This window comes from Collinsella sp. AM33-4BH, assembly GCF_003469205.1.
Classification (GTDB): domain Bacteria; phylum Actinomycetota; class Coriobacteriia; order Coriobacteriales; family Coriobacteriaceae; genus Collinsella.
Genome location: NZ_QSIN01000003.1, coordinates 135,669 through 153,518, shown reverse-complemented (window position 1 = coordinate 153,518; position 17,850 = coordinate 135,669). Strand labels below are relative to the sequence as shown.

16 protein-coding genes and 2 pseudogenes are annotated in these 17,850 nt (G+C 58.8%); 9 read left to right on the top strand and 9 right to left on the bottom strand.

What is annotated here, in order from left to right:
• Positions 1–488 precede the first annotated feature (488 nt).
• Positions 489–1,445 (top strand): tRNA-dihydrouridine synthase, encoded by a 957-nt coding sequence (locus tag DW821_RS03700; protein WP_118065728.1) that lies wholly within the window; start codon positions 489–491, stop codon positions 1,443–1,445.
• Positions 1,446–1,616: 171 nt separating this feature from the next.
• Here the strand turns inward: DW821_RS03700 and DW821_RS03695 are convergent, their stop codons facing one another.
• Both DW821_RS03695 and DW821_RS10175 read right to left on the bottom strand, forming a co-directional pair.
• Complete coding sequence (locus DW821_RS03695; RefSeq protein ID WP_118065674.1) at positions 1,617–1,862, bottom strand: glutaredoxin; 246 nt, start codon at positions 1,860–1,862, stop codon at positions 1,617–1,619.
• A 51-nt stretch (positions 1,863–1,913) separates the two neighbouring features.
• Positions 1,914–2,741 (bottom strand): TipAS antibiotic-recognition domain-containing protein, encoded by an 828-nt coding sequence (locus tag DW821_RS10175; protein WP_158563822.1) that lies wholly within the window; start codon positions 2,739–2,741, stop codon positions 1,914–1,916.
• A gap of 142 nt (positions 2,742–2,883) precedes the next feature.
• Here DW821_RS10175 and DW821_RS03685 point away from each other — a divergent pair, with 142 nt between their 5' ends.
• Positions 2,884–3,621: a tRNA (N6-threonylcarbamoyladenosine(37)-N6)-methyltransferase TrmO gene (locus DW821_RS03685; protein WP_233545850.1), complete on the top strand. Its 738-nt coding sequence runs from the start codon at positions 2,884–2,886 to the stop codon at positions 3,619–3,621.
• 112 nt (positions 3,622–3,733) lie between these two features.
• Positions 3,734–4,945: a MalY/PatB family protein gene (locus DW821_RS03680; RefSeq protein WP_118065670.1), complete on the top strand. Its 1,212-nt coding sequence runs from the start codon at positions 3,734–3,736 to the stop codon at positions 4,943–4,945.
• A gap of 96 nt (positions 4,946–5,041) precedes the next feature.
• On the opposite strand, the gene DW821_RS03675 is transcribed toward DW821_RS03680, so the two are convergent.
• A complete protein-coding gene (locus DW821_RS03675) occupies positions 5,042–5,521 on the bottom strand; it encodes a pyridoxamine 5'-phosphate oxidase family protein (protein ID WP_118065668.1) in 480 nt (159 codons plus the stop codon).
• A gap of 42 nt (positions 5,522–5,563) precedes the next feature.
• Positions 5,564–8,368 (bottom strand): transporter substrate-binding domain-containing protein, encoded by a 2,805-nt coding sequence (locus DW821_RS03670; RefSeq protein WP_118065666.1) that lies wholly within the window; start codon positions 8,366–8,368, stop codon positions 5,564–5,566.
• Between the two features lie 198 nt (positions 8,369–8,566).
• On the opposite strand from DW821_RS03670, the gene DW821_RS03665 reads away from it, so the two are divergent.
• From DW821_RS03665 to DW821_RS03650, 4 genes are all read left to right on the top strand, one after another.
• The gene (locus DW821_RS03665) at positions 8,567–8,992 is read left to right on the top strand and encodes a potassium channel family protein (RefSeq protein WP_035136976.1); all 426 of its coding nucleotides are present in this window, start codon (positions 8,567–8,569) and stop codon (positions 8,990–8,992) included.
• Between the two features lie 36 nt (positions 8,993–9,028).
• Entirely contained in the window at positions 9,029–9,562 is a 534-nt protein-coding gene (locus DW821_RS03660; protein WP_118065664.1) for a TIGR00730 family Rossman fold protein, read from the top strand.
• A gap of 127 nt (positions 9,563–9,689) precedes the next feature.
• Complete coding sequence (locus DW821_RS03655; protein WP_118065662.1) at positions 9,690–10,988, top strand: chloride channel protein; 1,299 nt, start codon at positions 9,690–9,692, stop codon at positions 10,986–10,988.
• A 35-nt stretch (positions 10,989–11,023) separates the two neighbouring features.
• A complete protein-coding gene (locus DW821_RS03650; RefSeq protein ID WP_118065660.1) occupies positions 11,024–11,815 on the top strand; it encodes an EFR1 family ferrodoxin in 792 nt (263 codons plus the stop codon).
• A 15-nt stretch (positions 11,816–11,830) separates the two neighbouring features.
• Here DW821_RS03650 and DW821_RS10430 read toward each other — a convergent pair.
• The 5 genes and pseudogenes from DW821_RS10430 to DW821_RS03630 all read right to left on the bottom strand — a co-directional run.
• Positions 11,831–12,235: pseudogene (locus tag DW821_RS10430) on the bottom strand (EamA family transporter); the annotation flags it as partial.
• A gap of 57 nt (positions 12,236–12,292) precedes the next feature.
• A pseudogene (locus tag DW821_RS10425) lies at positions 12,293–12,706 on the bottom strand (EamA family transporter); the annotation flags it as partial.
• A 450-nt stretch (positions 12,707–13,156) separates the two neighbouring features.
• On the bottom strand, positions 13,157–13,858 hold the full coding sequence (locus DW821_RS03640; protein ID WP_118065656.1) for an ABC-2 transporter permease: 702 nt from the start codon (positions 13,856–13,858) through the stop codon (positions 13,157–13,159).
• A complete protein-coding gene (locus tag DW821_RS03635) occupies positions 13,855–14,736 on the bottom strand; it encodes an ABC transporter ATP-binding protein (RefSeq protein ID WP_118065654.1) in 882 nt (293 codons plus the stop codon). Before DW821_RS03635 ends, DW821_RS03640 begins: the two co-directional genes overlap by 4 nt.
• 23 nt (positions 14,737–14,759) lie before the next feature.
• Positions 14,760–15,140 carry a GntR family transcriptional regulator gene (locus DW821_RS03630; protein WP_118065652.1) on the bottom strand — a complete coding sequence of 127 codons (381 nt, stop codon included), beginning with the start codon at positions 15,138–15,140 and terminating at the stop codon, positions 14,760–14,762.
• Positions 15,141–15,355: 215 nt separating this feature from the next.
• On the opposite strand from DW821_RS03630, the gene DW821_RS03625 reads away from it, so the two are divergent.
• Positions 15,356–16,969: a peptide chain release factor 3 gene (locus DW821_RS03625; RefSeq protein ID WP_118065650.1), complete on the top strand. Its 1,614-nt coding sequence runs from the start codon at positions 15,356–15,358 to the stop codon at positions 16,967–16,969.
• A gap of 156 nt (positions 16,970–17,125) precedes the next feature.
• Complete coding sequence (locus tag DW821_RS03620; protein ID WP_233552989.1) at positions 17,126–17,848, top strand: VUT family protein; 723 nt, start codon at positions 17,126–17,128, stop codon at positions 17,846–17,848.
• Positions 17,849–17,850 lie beyond the last annotated feature (2 nt).

Below are 17,850 nucleotides of genomic sequence, written 5' to 3'. Positions count from 1 at the left end.
CGTGGGGGGTTTGGGGGGGGGGGGGGGGGGGTCAATTCTGAATGTGACAAATGGACTGTTCCTTTGTCACATCGGGGACTGCGGAATCGAGGTCTAATACTTTTCCCGAGAAGTGAACGAGTGAAAACGGACTCCCGAAGCATCGACACTTTTGGCGTGCAATTTCCTGCGGTTTTGCCAGTCAAATCCTGCGGTTTTGACGCCTAAAAATGTCAATGCTTCGGGGGTCCAAATAGAGCCGTTCACTTCTCGGGAAAAGTATTAGACCTCGAAATATGGGCGGCGTTCGCGAACGGCAACTAGCTTGCGTCCGGTAGCCGGCACTTGGGGCAAAGGGACTGCCCTTTTGCCCCTTCACCATTGCATCGTATCTGGTGTGGAAAAAATATCGCCTGCGTTCTCGCGCCTGCGAAGAGTTCCTGAACCGCTTGAATGGGATGTGACAAAGGGACTGTCCCTTTGTCACATTGATTTGAGAGTGGATGTTGATGAATTTATCGCTGGCCCCTATGGAGGGGATTACCGGGCATGTGTTCCGTCGCGTGCATGCGGAGTGCTTTGGCGCGCTCGATTGTTATTACACGCCGTTTTTGCCGCCGCCGCGGGTGGGCAACCGCTTTGGTGGCAAGGCGTTTAAAGAGGTCGATCCTGCCAATAACCAGGGGCTTAACGTAGTACCTCAGCTGATGTCCAAGAATGCGGACGAGTTTGTGTGGGCGGCGCAGGTGCTCGCCGAGATGGGGTACCGCGAGGTCAATCTCAACCTTGGCTGCCCCTCGGGTACGGTTGTTGCCAAAGGCAAGGGTTCGGGCTTTCTGCGCAACCTGGATGAGCTCGAGGTGTTCTTGAGCGACGTGTGCGAACGCTCACCCTTGCCGGTGTCGGTCAAGACCAGGCTGGGGTTGGAAAGCGATGACGAGTACGAACGCGTGCTCGACCTCTATTGCCGCATGCCGCTGGCAGAGCTGATCGTGCATCCGCGCGTGCAAAAGGACCGTTATACGGGCTCGCCGCGTAAAGAGTTTTACGGCGAGACGTTGGAGCGGGCGCCGTTTCCCGTGGCCTATAACGGCGACATCTTTGATCTTGAGGACATGGATGCGCTGGTGGGGGCCTATCCCGGAACACGCCACGTAATGTTGGGGCGCGGCTTGCTCGCGAACCCCGCGCTGGCTCGCATGGTTAAGGGCGGCCCTGCCGCCACGGCTGCCGAGTTGCAGCGCTTCCACGACACGCTGTTTGCGGCCTATGCGGACGAGATTGGGGGCAACGCGGTCTTTCGCATGAAGGAATGGTGGTTCTACGCCAAATGTGCCTTCGCCGATCCCGCTACCGTGCACAAGCTCGTGCGCAAGACCAAAAAGGTCGACGAATACCGCGCCGCCGTCGAGCGCGTCTTTCGCGAGCAGCCGCTCGCGCCTGTTGCCCGCTTTTGTGGCTACTAGTCGTTGGGGACGTTCTTTAACGACTAGTCATTCAAGAACGTCCCCAATGACTAGATTGAAAAGCTGTACGCCAGCATCCAAAGATGTCGAAAAATGTCGACTTTGGATGCTGACGTACATGTTTGGTTCGTATGGGTTTGTGCGTTGGGGCCGGCCGACCGCAATAGAACGCTAGAGCAAATTCTCCTGCACCCACGCGATGATGTCGCCCGACTCGTAGAGCGGCGCGCCGTCAATGAACAGGCAGGGAACCTGGCGCTTGCCGCCGACGGCGATGAGCGTCTGCTCGGCATCGGGGTCGGTCGAGATATTGCGCTCGGGGATGGTCACGCCGTTATCGGCCAAAAAGCGCTTGACCTTTATGCAATACGGGCAGCCGGTCATAACGTACAGCTCGAGCTTGTGATCAGTAGCCATAGGTCTCCAATCGGTTGAGGTTTCGATTGAGATACCCAATGCCGCCGCGGTCTATGCGCGAGTCAGCGATGACTCGATTGCCTGGACCAGAAACGCCGTGGCTCCGGTGCCGCAGGGCTTGTCGTAGTAGTCAACAAAGCGCTGGTCGGCGAGGTAGCCGTGGGCGAGCCCCAGGTATGCCTCGTCTTGGGGTTCGCTTCCCCAGTTGAGGCCAATCCAACGACGATGCATCGCAACAAGTTTTTGGGCCTTTCTGCTCTTTGGATCGCCGTCGCCCATGGCAATCGAGAGCTGACCCAGAATGGCACGCTCGAGTTCCTTCATGTCGTTCCATGTCTGGGGATCCATGTCCAGTAACGTTTCGTTTGCTGCATCGATAGCCTCATCGCCATAGCGCGCCCGTGCCTCGGCGCCGTAGCGCTCCTCGTTTTCCTGCACGGTACGCCAGCGCTCCAGTTGCGGCAGCACGGCACCCATGAGCGAGACTGCCTCGTCGAGCGACATGCCGGTGTTTTGCGCCAGACGCGGGGCGCAGTCCTCGATCATTGCCTCCATCGTGGTCTCGTAGGTGTACTTGCCGTGGTCGTAGCACCACTTGCAGTAATGGTCGGTCGTTGCGCCGTGAGCATCGGTACCGCAGTCGTCGGGCGTGAGTATCATGCCGCAGCTCTGACAATAGTACTCGGGCATTTCGAGCAGATGAGACAGTGGCTCGCCGGTCACGGCGGCAATGAGCTTCATCATGTCGATGCCCGGTGTGACCTCGCCGCGCTCCCAACGGCTGACGGCTTGGCGTGTGACGAAGAGCTTGGCGGCGAGCTGCTCCTGAGTTAGGTGATGGGCGCGACGGACAGCAATGAGCTTTTCTGCGAAGGCCATAGCGGCTCCTTTCTGCTGGTTGATGGCTTTAAGCATACGCGGCGGCAGACGCCCTTCCAAGCAACCGTTGGTTGCACGACGGGGGACCGCGACAAAGAATTGCGCACGACGCCTCACACCTTCATGCCGTACAATGACCGGCATGGAACCTATTGCACACATACATACCGACCTGCCGCAGAAGTTCGGCATCCCACGCAACAGCTTTTTGGCGCCCCATCTGCAGGGGCGCATCGTCTTTGAGCCGGAATTTGCCTCCAACGCTGCAGTTGAGGGTCTGGACTCCTTCTCTCACCTATGGCTGCTATGGTGCTTCGAAAACGGAACGCCCGGTGGCACGGCTAAGGACATAGCCGCCGATGCCAAAACGCAGGACAGGTCCGGCACCAACGCAAAATGGTCGAAAACCGTGCGCCCGCCGCGTCTGGGTGGAGCCGAGCGTGTGGGCGTGTTTGCCACACGCAGTCCGTTTCGCCCTAATCCCATCGGGCTCACCTGCGTCAAGCTCAGCCGTGTTGAGCTCACCGATGATGGCCCGATCATCCATATACTGGGGGCCGACCTGCGCGACGGCACGCCCATCTACGACATCAAGCCCTACATTCCATTTGCCGACTGTCACCCGGATGCGACGGGCGGCTGGATTGAGGACGCGCCGTGGCAAGAGCTCGATGTTGAGTTCCCACAAGCGCTGAAAGATATGGTCCCGCCTGCAAAGCTCCCCGGCTTGGTCGAGGTCCTTCGCCAAGATCCGCGCCGTGCGGGTAGCAAGCACGAGCCCAACCGCGTTTACCACTTGGCCTACGCCGGGCTCGACATATCGTTTACGGTCGACGGAACAAGGCTGACGGTAACCGCCATCAACGACGCGCAAGACTAACCAGCCATTCGTCCGCACCCGTCAAATTAAGCGCCAAACCCCATGTCAAAACCGCCCACGCTGGTGGACAATAACGCCTACCGAAACAATCCGCTTTGCACGGGAGCTCAGCATGAAATACGACTTTACCTCGCTTATCGACCGCCACGGCATGGACGCCATCGCCGTTGACTCCTGGGGAGAAATTCCCGGCATGGCTCCGAACGCACCCGACGAGGGCTTCGACCGCATCCCCATGTGGGTAGCGGACATGAACTTTGCTACGGTGCCCACGGTCCAGGAGTACATCATTCAGCGCGCCCAGCATCCCATGTTTGGCTATTTCAATCCGCGCGACGAGTACTTCGACCGCATCATCGAATGGCAGACCCGCCGTAATGGCGTCGAAGGCCTGCTCCCTGAGCATATCGGCTACGAAAACGGCGTACTGGGCGGTGTCGTGTCGACGTTGCGCGCATATGTCCAGCCGGGCGATGCGGTGCTGGTCCACAGTCCCACCTACATCGGCTTTACCAAGTCCATCGAGGCCGCGGGCTATCGCATTGTCCACAGCCCGCTTAAGCTCGACGATCAGGGCGTGTGGCGCATGGATTTTGAGGACATGGAGCGCAAGCTCGCCCAAAACCACATCCATGCCGCCGTGTTCTGCTCGCCGCACAATCCCTGCGGCCGCGTATGGGAGCGCGACGAGATCGAGCGCGCCATGGATATCTATCGCCAGCACGATTGCGTGGTGATCTCGGATGAGATTTGGTCCGATATCATCCTGCCGGGTCACAAGCATATCCCGACGCAGTCGGTGAGCGAGGATGCCCGCATGCGCACGGTTGCCCTCTATGCGCCCAGCAAGACGTTTAACCTGGCGGGCCTGGTCGGCAGCTACCACATCATCTATAACGAGACGCTGCGCGACCGCGTGTGCGCCGTGTCCAACAAGACTCACTACAACGAGATGAACGTCCTCTCCATGCATGCGCTTATCGGTGCCTACCAGCCGCAAGGCTACGAGTGGCTCGATGAGCTCAATGAGGTCATCGATGCCAACGTTGACTACTTTTGCAATTACGTTGACGAGCATTTTGAGGGCGTGTCCTATTCGCGTCCGCAGGGCACGTACATGGTGTTTCTGGACTGCACCGAGTGGTGTCGCGAGCATGGCCGCGATATTCAGTGGCTGCTTGACGAGGGGGCGCGCGTGGGCGTGGGGTATCAGGATGGCCGTCCGTTCCACGGGCCTTGTCACATCCGCGTGAATCTGGCACTGCCGCTTTCGCGGGTAAAGGAGGCGTGTGAGCGCCTGGACCGCTACGTTTTTGGGGTATAGGGGGCGCTCGATTCGAGTGCTGCCCCATGTGCCCACGCCGTCAAAATGCGTGGGCACATGGGGCGCAGAGGGTAGCGAGCGCGTTTTTCGCATTCGCTACTTTTCGTGAATCTGCTTGCCGCAAAGATGCTCAATCGAAATCTCGTAGAGTTGGACGCCCTTGATGTCTTTGGCGATTTCTTCCTCGACTTCTTCGGCAGAAGGGTAGTACTTAAGCGCGAGCTGACGGACTTTGTCCTCGATAAACGCAGGCGCTTCATCTACCAGGCGGCAACGGCCAAAGACCACGGTGCTCATGACGTAAGGAGCCCAGTCGCCGTCCTTGTACCACTCGTTGCCGTAAACGGTAAGGCAGACTTTATCGTCACGCCTGAGCGAATCGACCTTGTGGCCGGCCTTGGCGCCATGGAAATAAATCTTGTCGTGCTCGGCGTCAAAGAAGTAGTTGACGGGAATGGCATAGGGGTAGCCATCATCGCCGTTGACGGCAAAGACGCCGCGCTTACAGGTGGCGAGCAACTCGCGCGCTTCCTCGTCAGTGATGGCGCGTTTCTTTCGACGTAAGGGCCTAAACATCGTTGGCTTCCTTTCTGGCTGTGCATGGTGGTTGAGCACAAACTATAGCGAAACGGATCCGTATTTCTTGATACAGGCGAGTATGTTTTTGAGCTTGCTAAAGTCGAGCGGTTTGGGCAGATGGGCGTTCATACCGGCATCGTGTGCCGCCTTGGCGTCTTCGGCAAAGGCGTTGGCGGTGAGCGCGATGATGGGGATGTCGGCCGCATCGGCCTTTTCGCTCAGGCGGATCGCGCGGGTTGCCTCGTAGCCGTCCATGCCCGGCATCATGATGTCCATAAGAATCGCATCGAAGCTACCCGCGGGACGGCCAACGTATAGGTCGACCGCTTCGTTGCCGTCGGCGGCGCGAGTTACGACGATGCCCTCGCTTTCGAGCAGAGCCTGGGCAATCTCGGCATTGAGCTCGTTATCTTCTGCCAAAAGAACGTTCATGTCTGCAAGCGAGCAACTGTATGCCTGCTCGTCCGTACGTTCTTTTGCCTGAGGGTTCTTGTCGATCTCGAGCGGAATCTGGACGTTAAACGTACTCCCCACGCCAACCTCACTCGAAATCTCAATCGTGCCGCCCATCATATCGATGAGTGATTTGACGATAGACATGCCAATGCCGGTTCCTTGGAACTTGCTGCGCGCATCGTCGCCTTCCTGGGCAAACGGCTCGTAAATGTGTGCCAAAAACTCGGATGTCATACCAATGCCGGTATCCGAGACGCTAAAGCAAAACGCGGCGTGCTCGTCGTCGACCGGTTTGATGGTCGATGAGAACGTGACGGTGCCTCCGTGCTTGTTGTACTTGATGCTGTTGTCGAGCAGGTTGACAATGATCTGCCGAATATGGGTGGGGCTGCCGATCATATATTGGTCGACAGCGTAGGGCTCGCTGGTGTCGAGCATGGTTATGCCGCGGTCCGATGCGCGGAGCTTGCACAGTACGAGCGCATTGTCGCACAGCTCTTTAAGGTTGAATGATTCGTGCTCGAGTGTCACTTTGCGCTCCTCGATCCTGCCCATCTCGAGGATGTCGTTAATCAGTGACAGCAGGTGATTGGCGGCAACGCGCGCCTTGGCGCGGCTTTCGCGGGCGACCTGCATGTCGCCTTCTCTCAATTCCTCAATTTCGATAAGACCCAGGATGCCGTTGAGCGGCGTGCGGATGTCGTGGCTCATGCGCGTGAGGAAAGCGGTTTTGGCGGCGTTGGCGGCATCAGCTTTCTGCCGTTCTGTCTGTGCGCGGTAAAGCGACCAGACAAGGATGATGATGCCGGTGAGCAAAATGCAGATGACGACTGCCGCAATGACGATGCGGTTGCGGTAGAGAAGTCGGAACGCATCCGATTCTTGCGCCGAGTACGATGTGGGGAAATAGCTGTTTGCAGAGAGCGATTCACCTGCATTGACGATGCCCTTATTGATGATTCCCAGCAGCTCGGGCTTGCCGCGCGAAATTAAACACGATAGTTGTGCCGTGTTGGTGAGTTCCTGTGTTTCGAAATCCTCGATGTCGTAGATGTCGCGGAGAGTTTCCAGGCGCGTGCTGGGGACAATGATGCAACGTGCCTTCCCCTCATTGAGGGCTTTGAGCACCTCGCCGTCATTCGAGTACTCGGTTACTGTTGCGTTCGGGAAGAGACTTTCGAGTTCAAAACGGTTAACGATTGTGCTCTTTGTACAAGCGATGTTCTTAAGGTCGCTGTTCAGGTTTTTGCCACTGTGAATGGCGGTCAGCGAAACCGTTCCCATCGAGTTTGACTGGATGACTCCTGTCTGCTCGGCGAGCCAGTAGTCGCGAAACAATGGCAGGGCGACATCGATGGTTCCGTTGGAAAGGGCTTTGATCATTTGCCTGTTGTTCGAGAGTGCGATTGTTTTGACCGTAATACCAAACTTGTCGTGCAACGTCGTTGCAAGCGAGGCGAGCGATCCTTCCATCTCGCCGTCGTCATTTTGCGTGCAGTAGGGAAGTTGGTTTTTAAGATAGCCGAGCGTGATGGTATTGCCGTTTGCTTTGAGCCAGGTGGTCTCGGGGCCGGTGAGCGATGACGAGCCACTGTTTTGGGTCGAGTAACTCGATTTGACTTCCTCGTTATAGCGCGGGTTATCGCGGGCGATGGTCGTCATGGCGGCGTTGATGTCGTTCATCAGATCGGGGCGGCTTTTGGGAACGGCAAAATAGTAGTCGCTCGAGCCTACGTAGAACATGGGTGACGCATCGGGCGACGAAATGGTATCGTTCATGATGACGGCGTCGACCTCGCCGTCTGCAAGCGCCTCAAAGAGGGCGCTGCCGGTGTCGATTTCTTTATAGGTGCAGGTGACGCCTTCGTCGGCGAGCCACTGCTGGCCGACGATAGTTTGCATAACGCCAGAGTTGCAGCCGATGGTGAGGCCTTGGAGCGCCTGGGGGTCACCCTTGGCCAGATCGTCGCGGTTGGGCCTGGCGTAGATGTAGTAGCGCTCGGTGCCCTCGGGGTTCGAGGAAAAGAGCAGCTTCTGCTCGCGTTCTGCCGAATACGAGATGTTGGGCATGAGGTCGATTTCGCCTGCTTCGAGCATGTCCATAAGCTCGGAGAAGGTGCCGCTAACGTATTCGTATTGCCAGCCCTTTGTGTAATACGAGAGGGTCTGGAGGTACTCGTAGCCCCACCCCGAGAGTCGCTCGCCCGGCATGCCTTCCTGGAAGCCTTTGTTGTTGACGAGCCAGCCAACGCGGACCGTCTTGACCTGCTGGTCGGAGTCGGCGGCAAAGGCGGGGGCGGGCATGACGGCGCTCAGTATGGCGAGCGCGGCAAGCGCGACGGCCAGGGTGCGATATAGAGCCAAGCGAAGGACGGCGGAAGGTTTCACATGAAATCCTATCGAGTCGAGACAGTATCACATAAGGATACCAGCTCAGCATGCTTAGTCGGCAGCTGAGCCGCTAAACGGTCCCGCCCGGCACTTGGGGACAGTCCCTTTCTGCCGGCACAAAAGGAACGTCCCCAACTGCCGGTTGTGGGACAATACCGAGCGAACGTGATTGGGCGTCTGGGAAAAGGGGTCGCGATGAACAAGTTGAGGACGCTTGCCGACGTGTTGCGCCAAGCTGGCTTTGCGCGCATCACGGGCCTGTTTCTTATCTTCTACCTGCTGTGTTCGACGGCCGTCTGGCTGTCCGAGCCCACGACCCTTACGTTTGGCGATGGCCTCTGGTTTAGCTTTGAGACCGTATCGACGATCGGTTTTGGCGATATCCCGGCCGAAACGCCGGTCGCCCGCGCTATCACCGTCGTCCTGAGCGTCATCAGCATCTTCTACATCGCCATGCTCACGGGCGTGGCAGTGAACTACTGCAACACGCTCATCAAGATGCGCCAAAAGGACACCATGGCGCGCTTTATGGACGATCTGGAGCATTTGGAAGAGCTCGACCGCGATGAGCTCGCCGACCTGTCGCGCCGCGTGCGCGAATATCGCCGACGCCAGCGCTAGAACGTGCGCCGCGCGTCACAATGAGGGGGACCGAATATGAATATCACGGTATACCTGGGCGCCAGCGTCGGTAACGACCCGGCGTTTCTGCCTGCAGTGCGGCAGCTTGGCGCATGGATTGGCTCCAACGGCCACGCGCTGGTATACGGCGGGTCCAAGTCGGGGCTGATGGGCGCGCTCGCCGATAGCGTGCTCGATGCCGGCGGACACGTGACCGGCGTGGAGCCAAGCTTTTTTATCGAGGCAGAGTTTCAGCACGATGGTATCGACGACCTGATCGTGACGAGCGACATGGCCGAGCGCAAGGCCAAGATGATCGAGCTTGGCGATGCGTTCATTGCCTTTCCGGGCGGCACGGGCACGCTCGAGGAGATCGCTGAGGTCATGTCGGCCGTGTCGTTGGGGCATCTGAGCGCGCCGTGCATCCTGTACAACTTGGACGGTTACTACAACGATCTCAAGTCGCTGCTCGAGCACATGATCGATAAAGGTCTATCGAGCCCGCAGCGCCAGCAGGGCATCTACTTTGCCGATGACCTGCGCCAGATTGCCTCGATTATCGGCGGCTGAGCCTTAGGCCTGTCGCGCGCACGGCGCCCAGTGGCACCGTTCGCGGCGTAGATGGTTAGCCCACCCGCGCCGCGCCCGTCTTACAATAAAACGTATCTTTGTCGCTTTTGACCAACGGGAGGCCCCGATGGACAACCTTGCAAAACCCAAAAACCGTGCGCTGTTTTTAGTTAGCGTGGCCGTGACCGGTGCGTTTGCAGGCGCCGCGGTCTGGCTGTTTTTCTTTGCGATGGAGCACGGTATCGACTATCTATGGACCGAGATCCCGCATATGCTGGGCGTCGCTTCGCCCGAGCTCGCGAGCGGTCCGTTCGGTTTTTTGCCGTATCCGTTTTTCGTCTGCCTGCTGGGCGGTCTGCTGATTGGTCTGTACGCAAAGATGACGGGCACCAAGACCGATGACCTCAACCAGGTGATGGCCAAGGTTAAACAAGACGGTCGCTACCCGTACGACAACCTGGGCAAGCTTTCACTCGCGGCATTGCTGCCGCTGCTGTTTGGCGGAAGTATTGGACCGGAGGCCGGCCTGACCGGCGTTATCGCGGGTCTGTGCAGCTGGGTCGGCGACCGCATGCGTCGCTTTGGCGCCGAGTTTAGGGAGCTCACGCTGTTGGGCACCCAGGCTGCCCTGACGGCGCTCTTTACCGCGCCCGTGTTTGGCTTTGTGGCGCCGCTCGCCGGTAGCGCCGACGGCCAGGGCGCTGGCGAGGACTCCGCGTCCGACGAGATCACCATCAAGCTGCCCAAGGCACAAAAGACCGTGGTCTACGGCATCGCGATTGCCGGCGGTCTGGGCACCTATCTGCTGCTCGGCCAGCTCATGGGTGGCGGCATGGGCATGCCGAGGTTCGAGGCTGCCCAGGTGGGTAACCTCGAGCTTGCCTGGCTCATTCCGCTGGCGTTGGTCGGTACCGTATGCGGCTGGCTGTACTTTGTCTCGGAGCACGCGAGCGAAGCGCTTGCCCATGCCATAGGGGAGCGCCCTGTCGTCAAGGCGATGCTGGCTGGTCTGGCCCTCGCTATCTGCGGCACGGTTTTGCCCTACACCATGTTTGCCGGCGAGACTCAGGCCGACGTGCTCATGGAGACCTACCTCACCATTCCCGCCGGCGTGCTTATCGCGACCGGCCTGGTCAAGGCCATGCTGACGCCCGCCCTCATCAATATGGGTTGGCGCGGCGGCCACTTCTTCCCGGTTATCTTCTCGGGCGTAAGCCTGGGCTACGGCCTTGCCATCCTCACCGGTGCCGATCCGGTCTTTTGCGTCGCCGTCTGCACGGCATCGACGATGGGTGCGGTCATGCGTCAGCCGGTCATGGTTGTGGGCCTGCTGCTCATGTGCTTCCCGCTCAAGGGTATCGTCTGCATGATCATCGCCGCCGTTATCGCCGCCGGCATTCCGCTGCCCAAGCCGCTGCGCAAGTAGTACGGTTTTTCACGAGTCAATTCCAGGGGTACGAGATGATCCTGTACTTTAGCGCGACAGGGAACAGCGAGCATGTGGCGCGTCGCATTGCAGCGGCGACAAGCGACAAAGTTATGTCGATTGAGCGCTTTGATGCCGAGATCCTTCACCTTGCTGTGATGGAAGGCCCCTGTCGGCTGGGGTTTGTCGCCCCGGTATACGCCTGGGGCTTGCCGACGCCAATGATCGAGTTTTTGAAGACTGTCGACCTATCGGTTGCTGCCGGCACAAAGGGCGGCGAGCGCCCCTATACGTTCTATGTCTCGACATATGGTTCGACGACCGGGCAATCGGCCAAGTTCGCCCGCGATCTGCTACACGAGCGTGGGCTCGAGTTAGATGCGGCGATGAGCGTCAAGATGCCCGATACCTGGACGCCTGTTTTCGACCTGTCTGACCCTCAAAAGGTTGAGGGTATCAATAGAGCTGCCGAGGCGCAGATTGATGCCGTGATCGAGGCGGTGCGGGCACGCCGCACGGGCAACATGATGCGCCATCGCGTGCCTCTGTTTGCATCGTGCGCGTATCACGCAATTGGGCTGCCGCGCATGCAACAGACGAGCAGGTTTGCCGTCGATGCCGACCGCTGCATCGGCTGCGGCCTGTGTGCCAAGCGCTGCCCCATGGCGGCGATTGAGATGCGCGACGGCCTTCCCGTCTGGACAAAGCCGGAGTGCGCAGCCTGCCTTCGTTGCCTGCACTGTTGTCCCAAATTTGCCATCTCGCACGGTAAGCGCACGGCATCCCACGGTCAGTACAGGCATCCCAAGCCAGGTGTGAGGATGTAGCGGCTGCTGGCCGCGCTACTTCCAAACCGCGAGCGCCGCAGTGCCCAAGACGATGAGGGCGAGACCGATGGCGCTGCGTCGCGAGACTTTTTCGTTGAATGCCAGGCGCGCAAATAGTACCGATACGACAATCGATAGTTTGTCGATCTGCACCACGACGCTCACCTGGCCTGCGGCGATGGCATAGTAATAGAGCAGCCACGATGCTCCAGTCGCGATGCCCGATGCCGCGAGAAATACGAGTTCGTAGCGGTCTGCGTGCATGGCTTGGCCCATCTTGCCTTTAGCTGCCACGATTGCCCATGCCATAACCAGTACCACACAGGTACGGATTGCCGTGGCCAGGTTGGACTCGACGCCTTCGATGCCAACCTTGGCGAGGATGGACGTGAGTGCCGCGAACACGGCGGCGCCGAGGGCGTAAGCGAGCCAGGTCCGGTCTTGCTGCTGCTCGGGTCCGGCGGATTGCTGCTTCTCGATCATTAAAAACGTGCCGAGGGTAATGACGGCGGTTCCCACGAGCTTAACCGCAAGGTTGCTCGTCTCACCAAAAAGCGCGATGGCGATCAGCGCGGCGAGCACGGTGCTCATCTTGTCAACCGGTACGACCTTATTGACGTCTCCGATGCTCAGCGCCTTAAAGTAACAGATCCACGAAGCGCCGGTAGCGAGTCCCGAGAGGATGAGAAAGAGCCAGGATCTGGGTTCGATGCTGCCAATGGTTCCAATGGATCCAGAAATACCCGCCATTGCCCAGGCAAAGACGAGCACCACGCAGGTGCGAATGGCCGTCGCGACATCGGAGTCGGTCTGCTTGATACCGCATTTGGCCAAGATGGATGTGATGCCGGCAAAGAATGCTGACGCAAATGCTGCGACGACCCACGACACGGGCGCGGTGCCTCCTTGGTTAATGGGTTTATCCTGCGAGTTTTATAGACATGAGGATACCGCCCCGCCATGAAGGTTTGATATGGTCGCGGCGAGACGGGGGTCATGTTGCGGGGAGCCATTTGGTTAAGGCTCGAATTGAAGGTGAATGTTTTTCCGAGAAGTGAACGAGTCAATATGGACCCCTGGAGCATGCACACTTTTTTCGAATAAAACCGCTGGATTTCTAGGCAAAAAGCGCAGGAACTAAGCCCATAAAAAAGTCGATGATACAGGGTACTGATTTTACTCGTTCACTTCTCGGAAAAACATTCACCCTCGATATGCTGTCGGCTTCTCTTTGGTCGCCAAGATCTAAACGGTACGCCGTGAAGGGTGGTAGCGACGTTGTTGCTGCTTCTCTTATCTAGTAAATGAGGTGGGGCGCCGCCCAAGTCCTTTAGCTGTCGATCACAGGTCGCGTGCCCGGTAGACCTTGGTGCTGATGGCGCAGCTGACAACGCCAAGGATGACCGTTGCTAGCGCGACGGCACCACACAGGCAACCGAGGACGGCAGAATCGGGATTCGTCCCTGCAATCGACATGAGCTGGTTGCTGATGGGGTTGAATGAGTTTAGCGTGACCATGATAAGGCACATGTACAGGGCGTACAGACCAACGGATAGGCGTTGCGCCTTCATGTGTTCAAATCGAAAGAACAGAGGCAGTACCAAAAACACCGCCATGAGGGAGAAAAGCATCGATATTGCCGAGGCGATTGCGGTCTCAAAGACGGTCTCTCCCGTGGAGGGGATACCCACGCTGTTTAAGATCGGGATGGCGACGATACTCAACAGCACGGCCGCGCACGCCATGATGACCGAGAAAATAGTGATGCACAGGTAGCGTGCGCTGACGATGTCTTTGCGTGAGATGGGCAGCGTTGCCCGATAGCGCTCCCATCCGTTTTGGTTGTCGAGCCCGGCCAGCGACGTCATGGCCATGATAGGCGACATGGCACTGATCGCGAAGGCGCCGGCGGCGCTCATGTCGGAATCACCATTCGATGCCCTGACGGCGGTCAGCACGACGAAGATGAACAGGCCGACACCTGCGATGCTCGGGACGAGCGTGCGAACGATGGGAAGCTCGGACATAATGGCGCGTTTCATTTCAAAGCCCCTTTCAGCATGAAGCGAAGATAGTCATCAATGGTTGCCCGATCGCAGGGAATCTCGGGGAAGGCCTCGAGCACTTCGCGGTGGTTGGGCACGAGCACGTCCACGCTGTAGGCGTGGCGGGCGGCGCGGGTGCCTTCGACGCAAGCCATGAGCTCGGCGGCCTGTGCCTGGGTGCAGTGGGCGATGCCGGCGCGGTCGGTAATGTCCTCGCGTGGCAGGTCAAACACAATCGAGCCGTTATCGATGCAGATGACGCGGTCGGCAGCACGATCGAGATCAGACGTAATGTGGCTCGAGAGCAGCACGCTGCGCTGGCCGTCGGCGACAAAGGCGAGCAGCTCATCGAGCAGTTCCTCGCGTGCCATGGGATCGAGGCCCGCGGTGGCTTCGTCCAAAACGAGCAGCTTGGCATTGTGGCTGAGCGCGCAGGCGAGCTGCAGCTTCATACCCATGCCGCGGGAGAGGTCCTTGACCTTTGTCTTGGGATCGAGGCCAAATCGGTTGATGAATCCGGCGAACGTTTCGCGGTCCCACGTGGGGTACGCCGGGCCTACGAGCGCCTCGATCTGGCCGACCTTGAGCGTGGAGGGGAAGGGGCATGTGTCCAGCACGAGGCCGATGCGAGAGCGCAGGTGGCGTTGCGACTCATCGGGCGCGTCGGTGCCACAGCGCTGCCCAAACAGGTGCACCTCGCCGGCATCGAGCTTTATAAGCCCAAGCGTGGCGCGAATGGTCGTCGTCTTGCCGGCGCCGTTTGCGCCCACAAAGCCAACAATTTGGCCGGGCTCCACGGCCAACGTGACGCCACGTAGCGAAAAGCGGTCGCTCACGCGGCGTGAGATGCTTTTGAGTTCTAGCAAGTTTTGCATGGCATAGCCTTTCTTGCAGATGGTTACTGCATGGTTTCGGGGGCTACCAGGTCGAGCATTTCGTGCAGTTTATCGCGCGTGACGCCCACGGCTTCGGCTTGCGTTGCTGCCTGTGCGAGCAGCTCTTCGATATGGCAGAGCTGATTTTCGCGCAAGAGTTCTTGGTTGCCCTCGGCGACAAAACAGCCCTTGCCCTGCACGGTGCAGATAAAGCCGAGTTGCTCCAGGTCGGCGTAGGCGCGCTTGGTGGTGATGACACTCACGCCAAGATCGCTCGCGAGTGCACGGATGCTGGGGAGTTTGGCTCCTGCAGCGAGCGCGCCCGAAAGGATCTGAGCTTTGACTTGCGAGGCTATTTGCTCGTAGATGGGCTTGTCGCTCGAATTGGATAGGATGATGTCCACAGCGGCTCCTTAGCTGTTGGGCTACACGTGTATATAACCGGTAAGCACAGTATATATACACTATGTACAGTTACGCAAGAGACAAATTCGGATTGGGCCGGCTACCCAGGCCCCAACTGATGAATTTGTCCTGATAGGCGCCCTAGAGCGGGATTTCGCGGCTACAATAGTGCGGTTACAACGACGTAATGCACTCAATGCAAGAAAGGATCCGCATGGCAAGCCTGTCGGATGAAATCTCGTCGCGCCGCACATTCGCGATCATCAGCCACCCGGACGCCGGTAAGACCACGCTTACCGAGAAGCTGCTGCTCTATACCGGCAGCATCCAGACTGCCGGCTCGGTCAAGGGCAAGAGCTCGGCCAAGCATGCCGTCTCGGACTGGATGGACATCGAGAAGGAGCGCGGTATTTCCGTTACCTCCTCGGTGCTGCAGTTCACCTATAACGGCGCCTGCGTCAATATCCTCGATACCCCCGGCCACCAGGACTTCTCGGAGGATACCTACCGTACCCTTATGGCCGCCGACGCCGCAGTCATGGTTATCGACGGCGCCAAGGGCGTCGAGGCCCAGACCAAAAAACTCTTTAAGGTCTGTACGCTGCGCCACATTCCCATCTTTACCTTTGTGAACAAGCTCGACCACGAGGCTCGCGATCCGTTTGAGCTCATGGAAGAGATCGAGAACGTCCTGGGTATCAATACGTATCCCATGAACTGGCCGATCGGCAGCGGTCGCAACTTCCGCGGCGTGTTCGACCGTCAGACCCGTCGCGTCATTGCCTTTGAGGGCGACGGCCACGCCAACGCCACCAAGAAGGTCGCCGAGGTCGAGGCCGAGCTGGGCGACCCCGCCATGGATGAGCTTATCGGCGAGGAAAACCATAAGAACCTGATGGACGATATCGAGCTGCTCGATGGTGCCGGCGACGAACTCGACTTGGATGCTGTGGCCTGCGGCAAGCTGAGCCCGGCGTTCTTTGGCTCGGCGCTTACCAACTTTGGCGTGGAGCCCTTCCTCAAGGAGTTCCTGCGTCTGGCCCCGACGCCGCGCGCCTATACCGATACGCTCACCAGCGAACCGGTCGATCCCTGCCGCGACGACTTTAGCGGCTTTGTGTTTAAGATCCAGGCCAACATGGACAAGAACCACCGCGACCGCATCGCCTTTGTGCGCATTTGCTCGGGCAAGTTCGAGCGCGGCATGGACGCCTTCCACGTGCAGGGCAACCGCAAGCTCAAGCTTGCTACGGGCACGTCGATGATGGCCGATGACCGTGCCATCGTGGACGAGGCGTACGCGGGCGATATCGTGGGCCTGTTCGACCCGGGTATCTTTAGCATCGGCGACACTGTGTGCTCCGGCAAGCGCCACGTGCAGTATCCGCAGATCCCGACGTTTGCCCCCGAGATGTTCGCTCGCATTACGCAGGTCGACACGCTCAAGCGCAAGCAGTTCGTTAAGGGTATGGAGGAGCTTGCCCAGGAGGGTGCCATTCAGATCTTCCGCGAGCTGGGCGCCGGCATGGAGAGCGTCATCGTGGGCGTGGTCGGCGTGCTGCAGTTTGAGGTGCTCGAGCGCCGTCTCAAAGCCGAGTACCGTGTTGAGGTTCGTCGTCAGTCGCTGCCCTACACGGACATCCGCTGGATCCAGAATGACCCCGACACCATCGATATCCCGGGCCTTTCGCTCACGCGCGATACGCTGCGCGTCGAGGACATGCGCGGCGGTAAGTTGCTGCTGTTCACGAGCCCGTGGAACGTGGACTGGGCAACCGACCACAATCCCGATCTTATCCTGTCAGAGTTTGGCAACGTAGCCTTTTAACGCATCGGCGCGGTGACCCTGCGGGGCTGCCGCGCTATTTACTTGCCTGATGCCGTGTGAGCGGCTATCATACCCACCGTCGTCTCAAGACCGGGGCGTCCGAGCAGTTCGGGTCCGATATCCTGCTCGTTAAACCTAAAACCAAAGGAGTACATAATGATCAAGAAGGTCATGGAGGACTACAAGGTCCTGTTGCGGAGCATTCCCGCGGCAACGGTTTCGCTGTTTTTCGTGAGCGTCATCATGATGAACCTGCTGGCCAACAAAGAGCTCATCAGCCTGCCGTATCTGGCGCTCGACTGTGGCTTTGTGGTGAGCTGGGTTTCATTTTTGTGCCAGGACATGATCTGCAAGCGCTTCGGCGCCAAGGCATCCATCAAAATCTCTATCCTCGCGCTGCTGGTTAACCTGGCCGTGAGCCTGTGCTTTTGGGCATGCTCGCTCACGCCCGGTATGTGGGGTGCCTACTACGACACCGGCATGATCGAGGTCAACACTGCCCTTAACGCCACCATCGGTGGCACCTGGTACGTGGTGCTGGGCTCTTCGCTGGCAATGCTCGTTTCTGCCGTGGTTAACTCCACGCTCAACCAGTCGCTCGGCCGTATGCTCAAAAAGAATAACTTTGCGAGCTTCGCCTTCCGTTCCTATGTGTCCACGGGTGTTGGCCAGTTTATCGACAACCTGGTCTTTGCCATTGTGGTGAGCCACACGTTCTTTGGTTGGACCTGGGTGCAGGTCCTTATGTGCTCGCTGACCGGCGCTGTTGCCGAGCTGCTGTGCGAGGTCTTCCTGAGCCCCGTGGGCTACAGGGTCGTGCGTGGCTGGGAGCGCGAGAATGTGGGCGCCGAGTACCTCGAGCGCCACGCAACCGTCTAAGG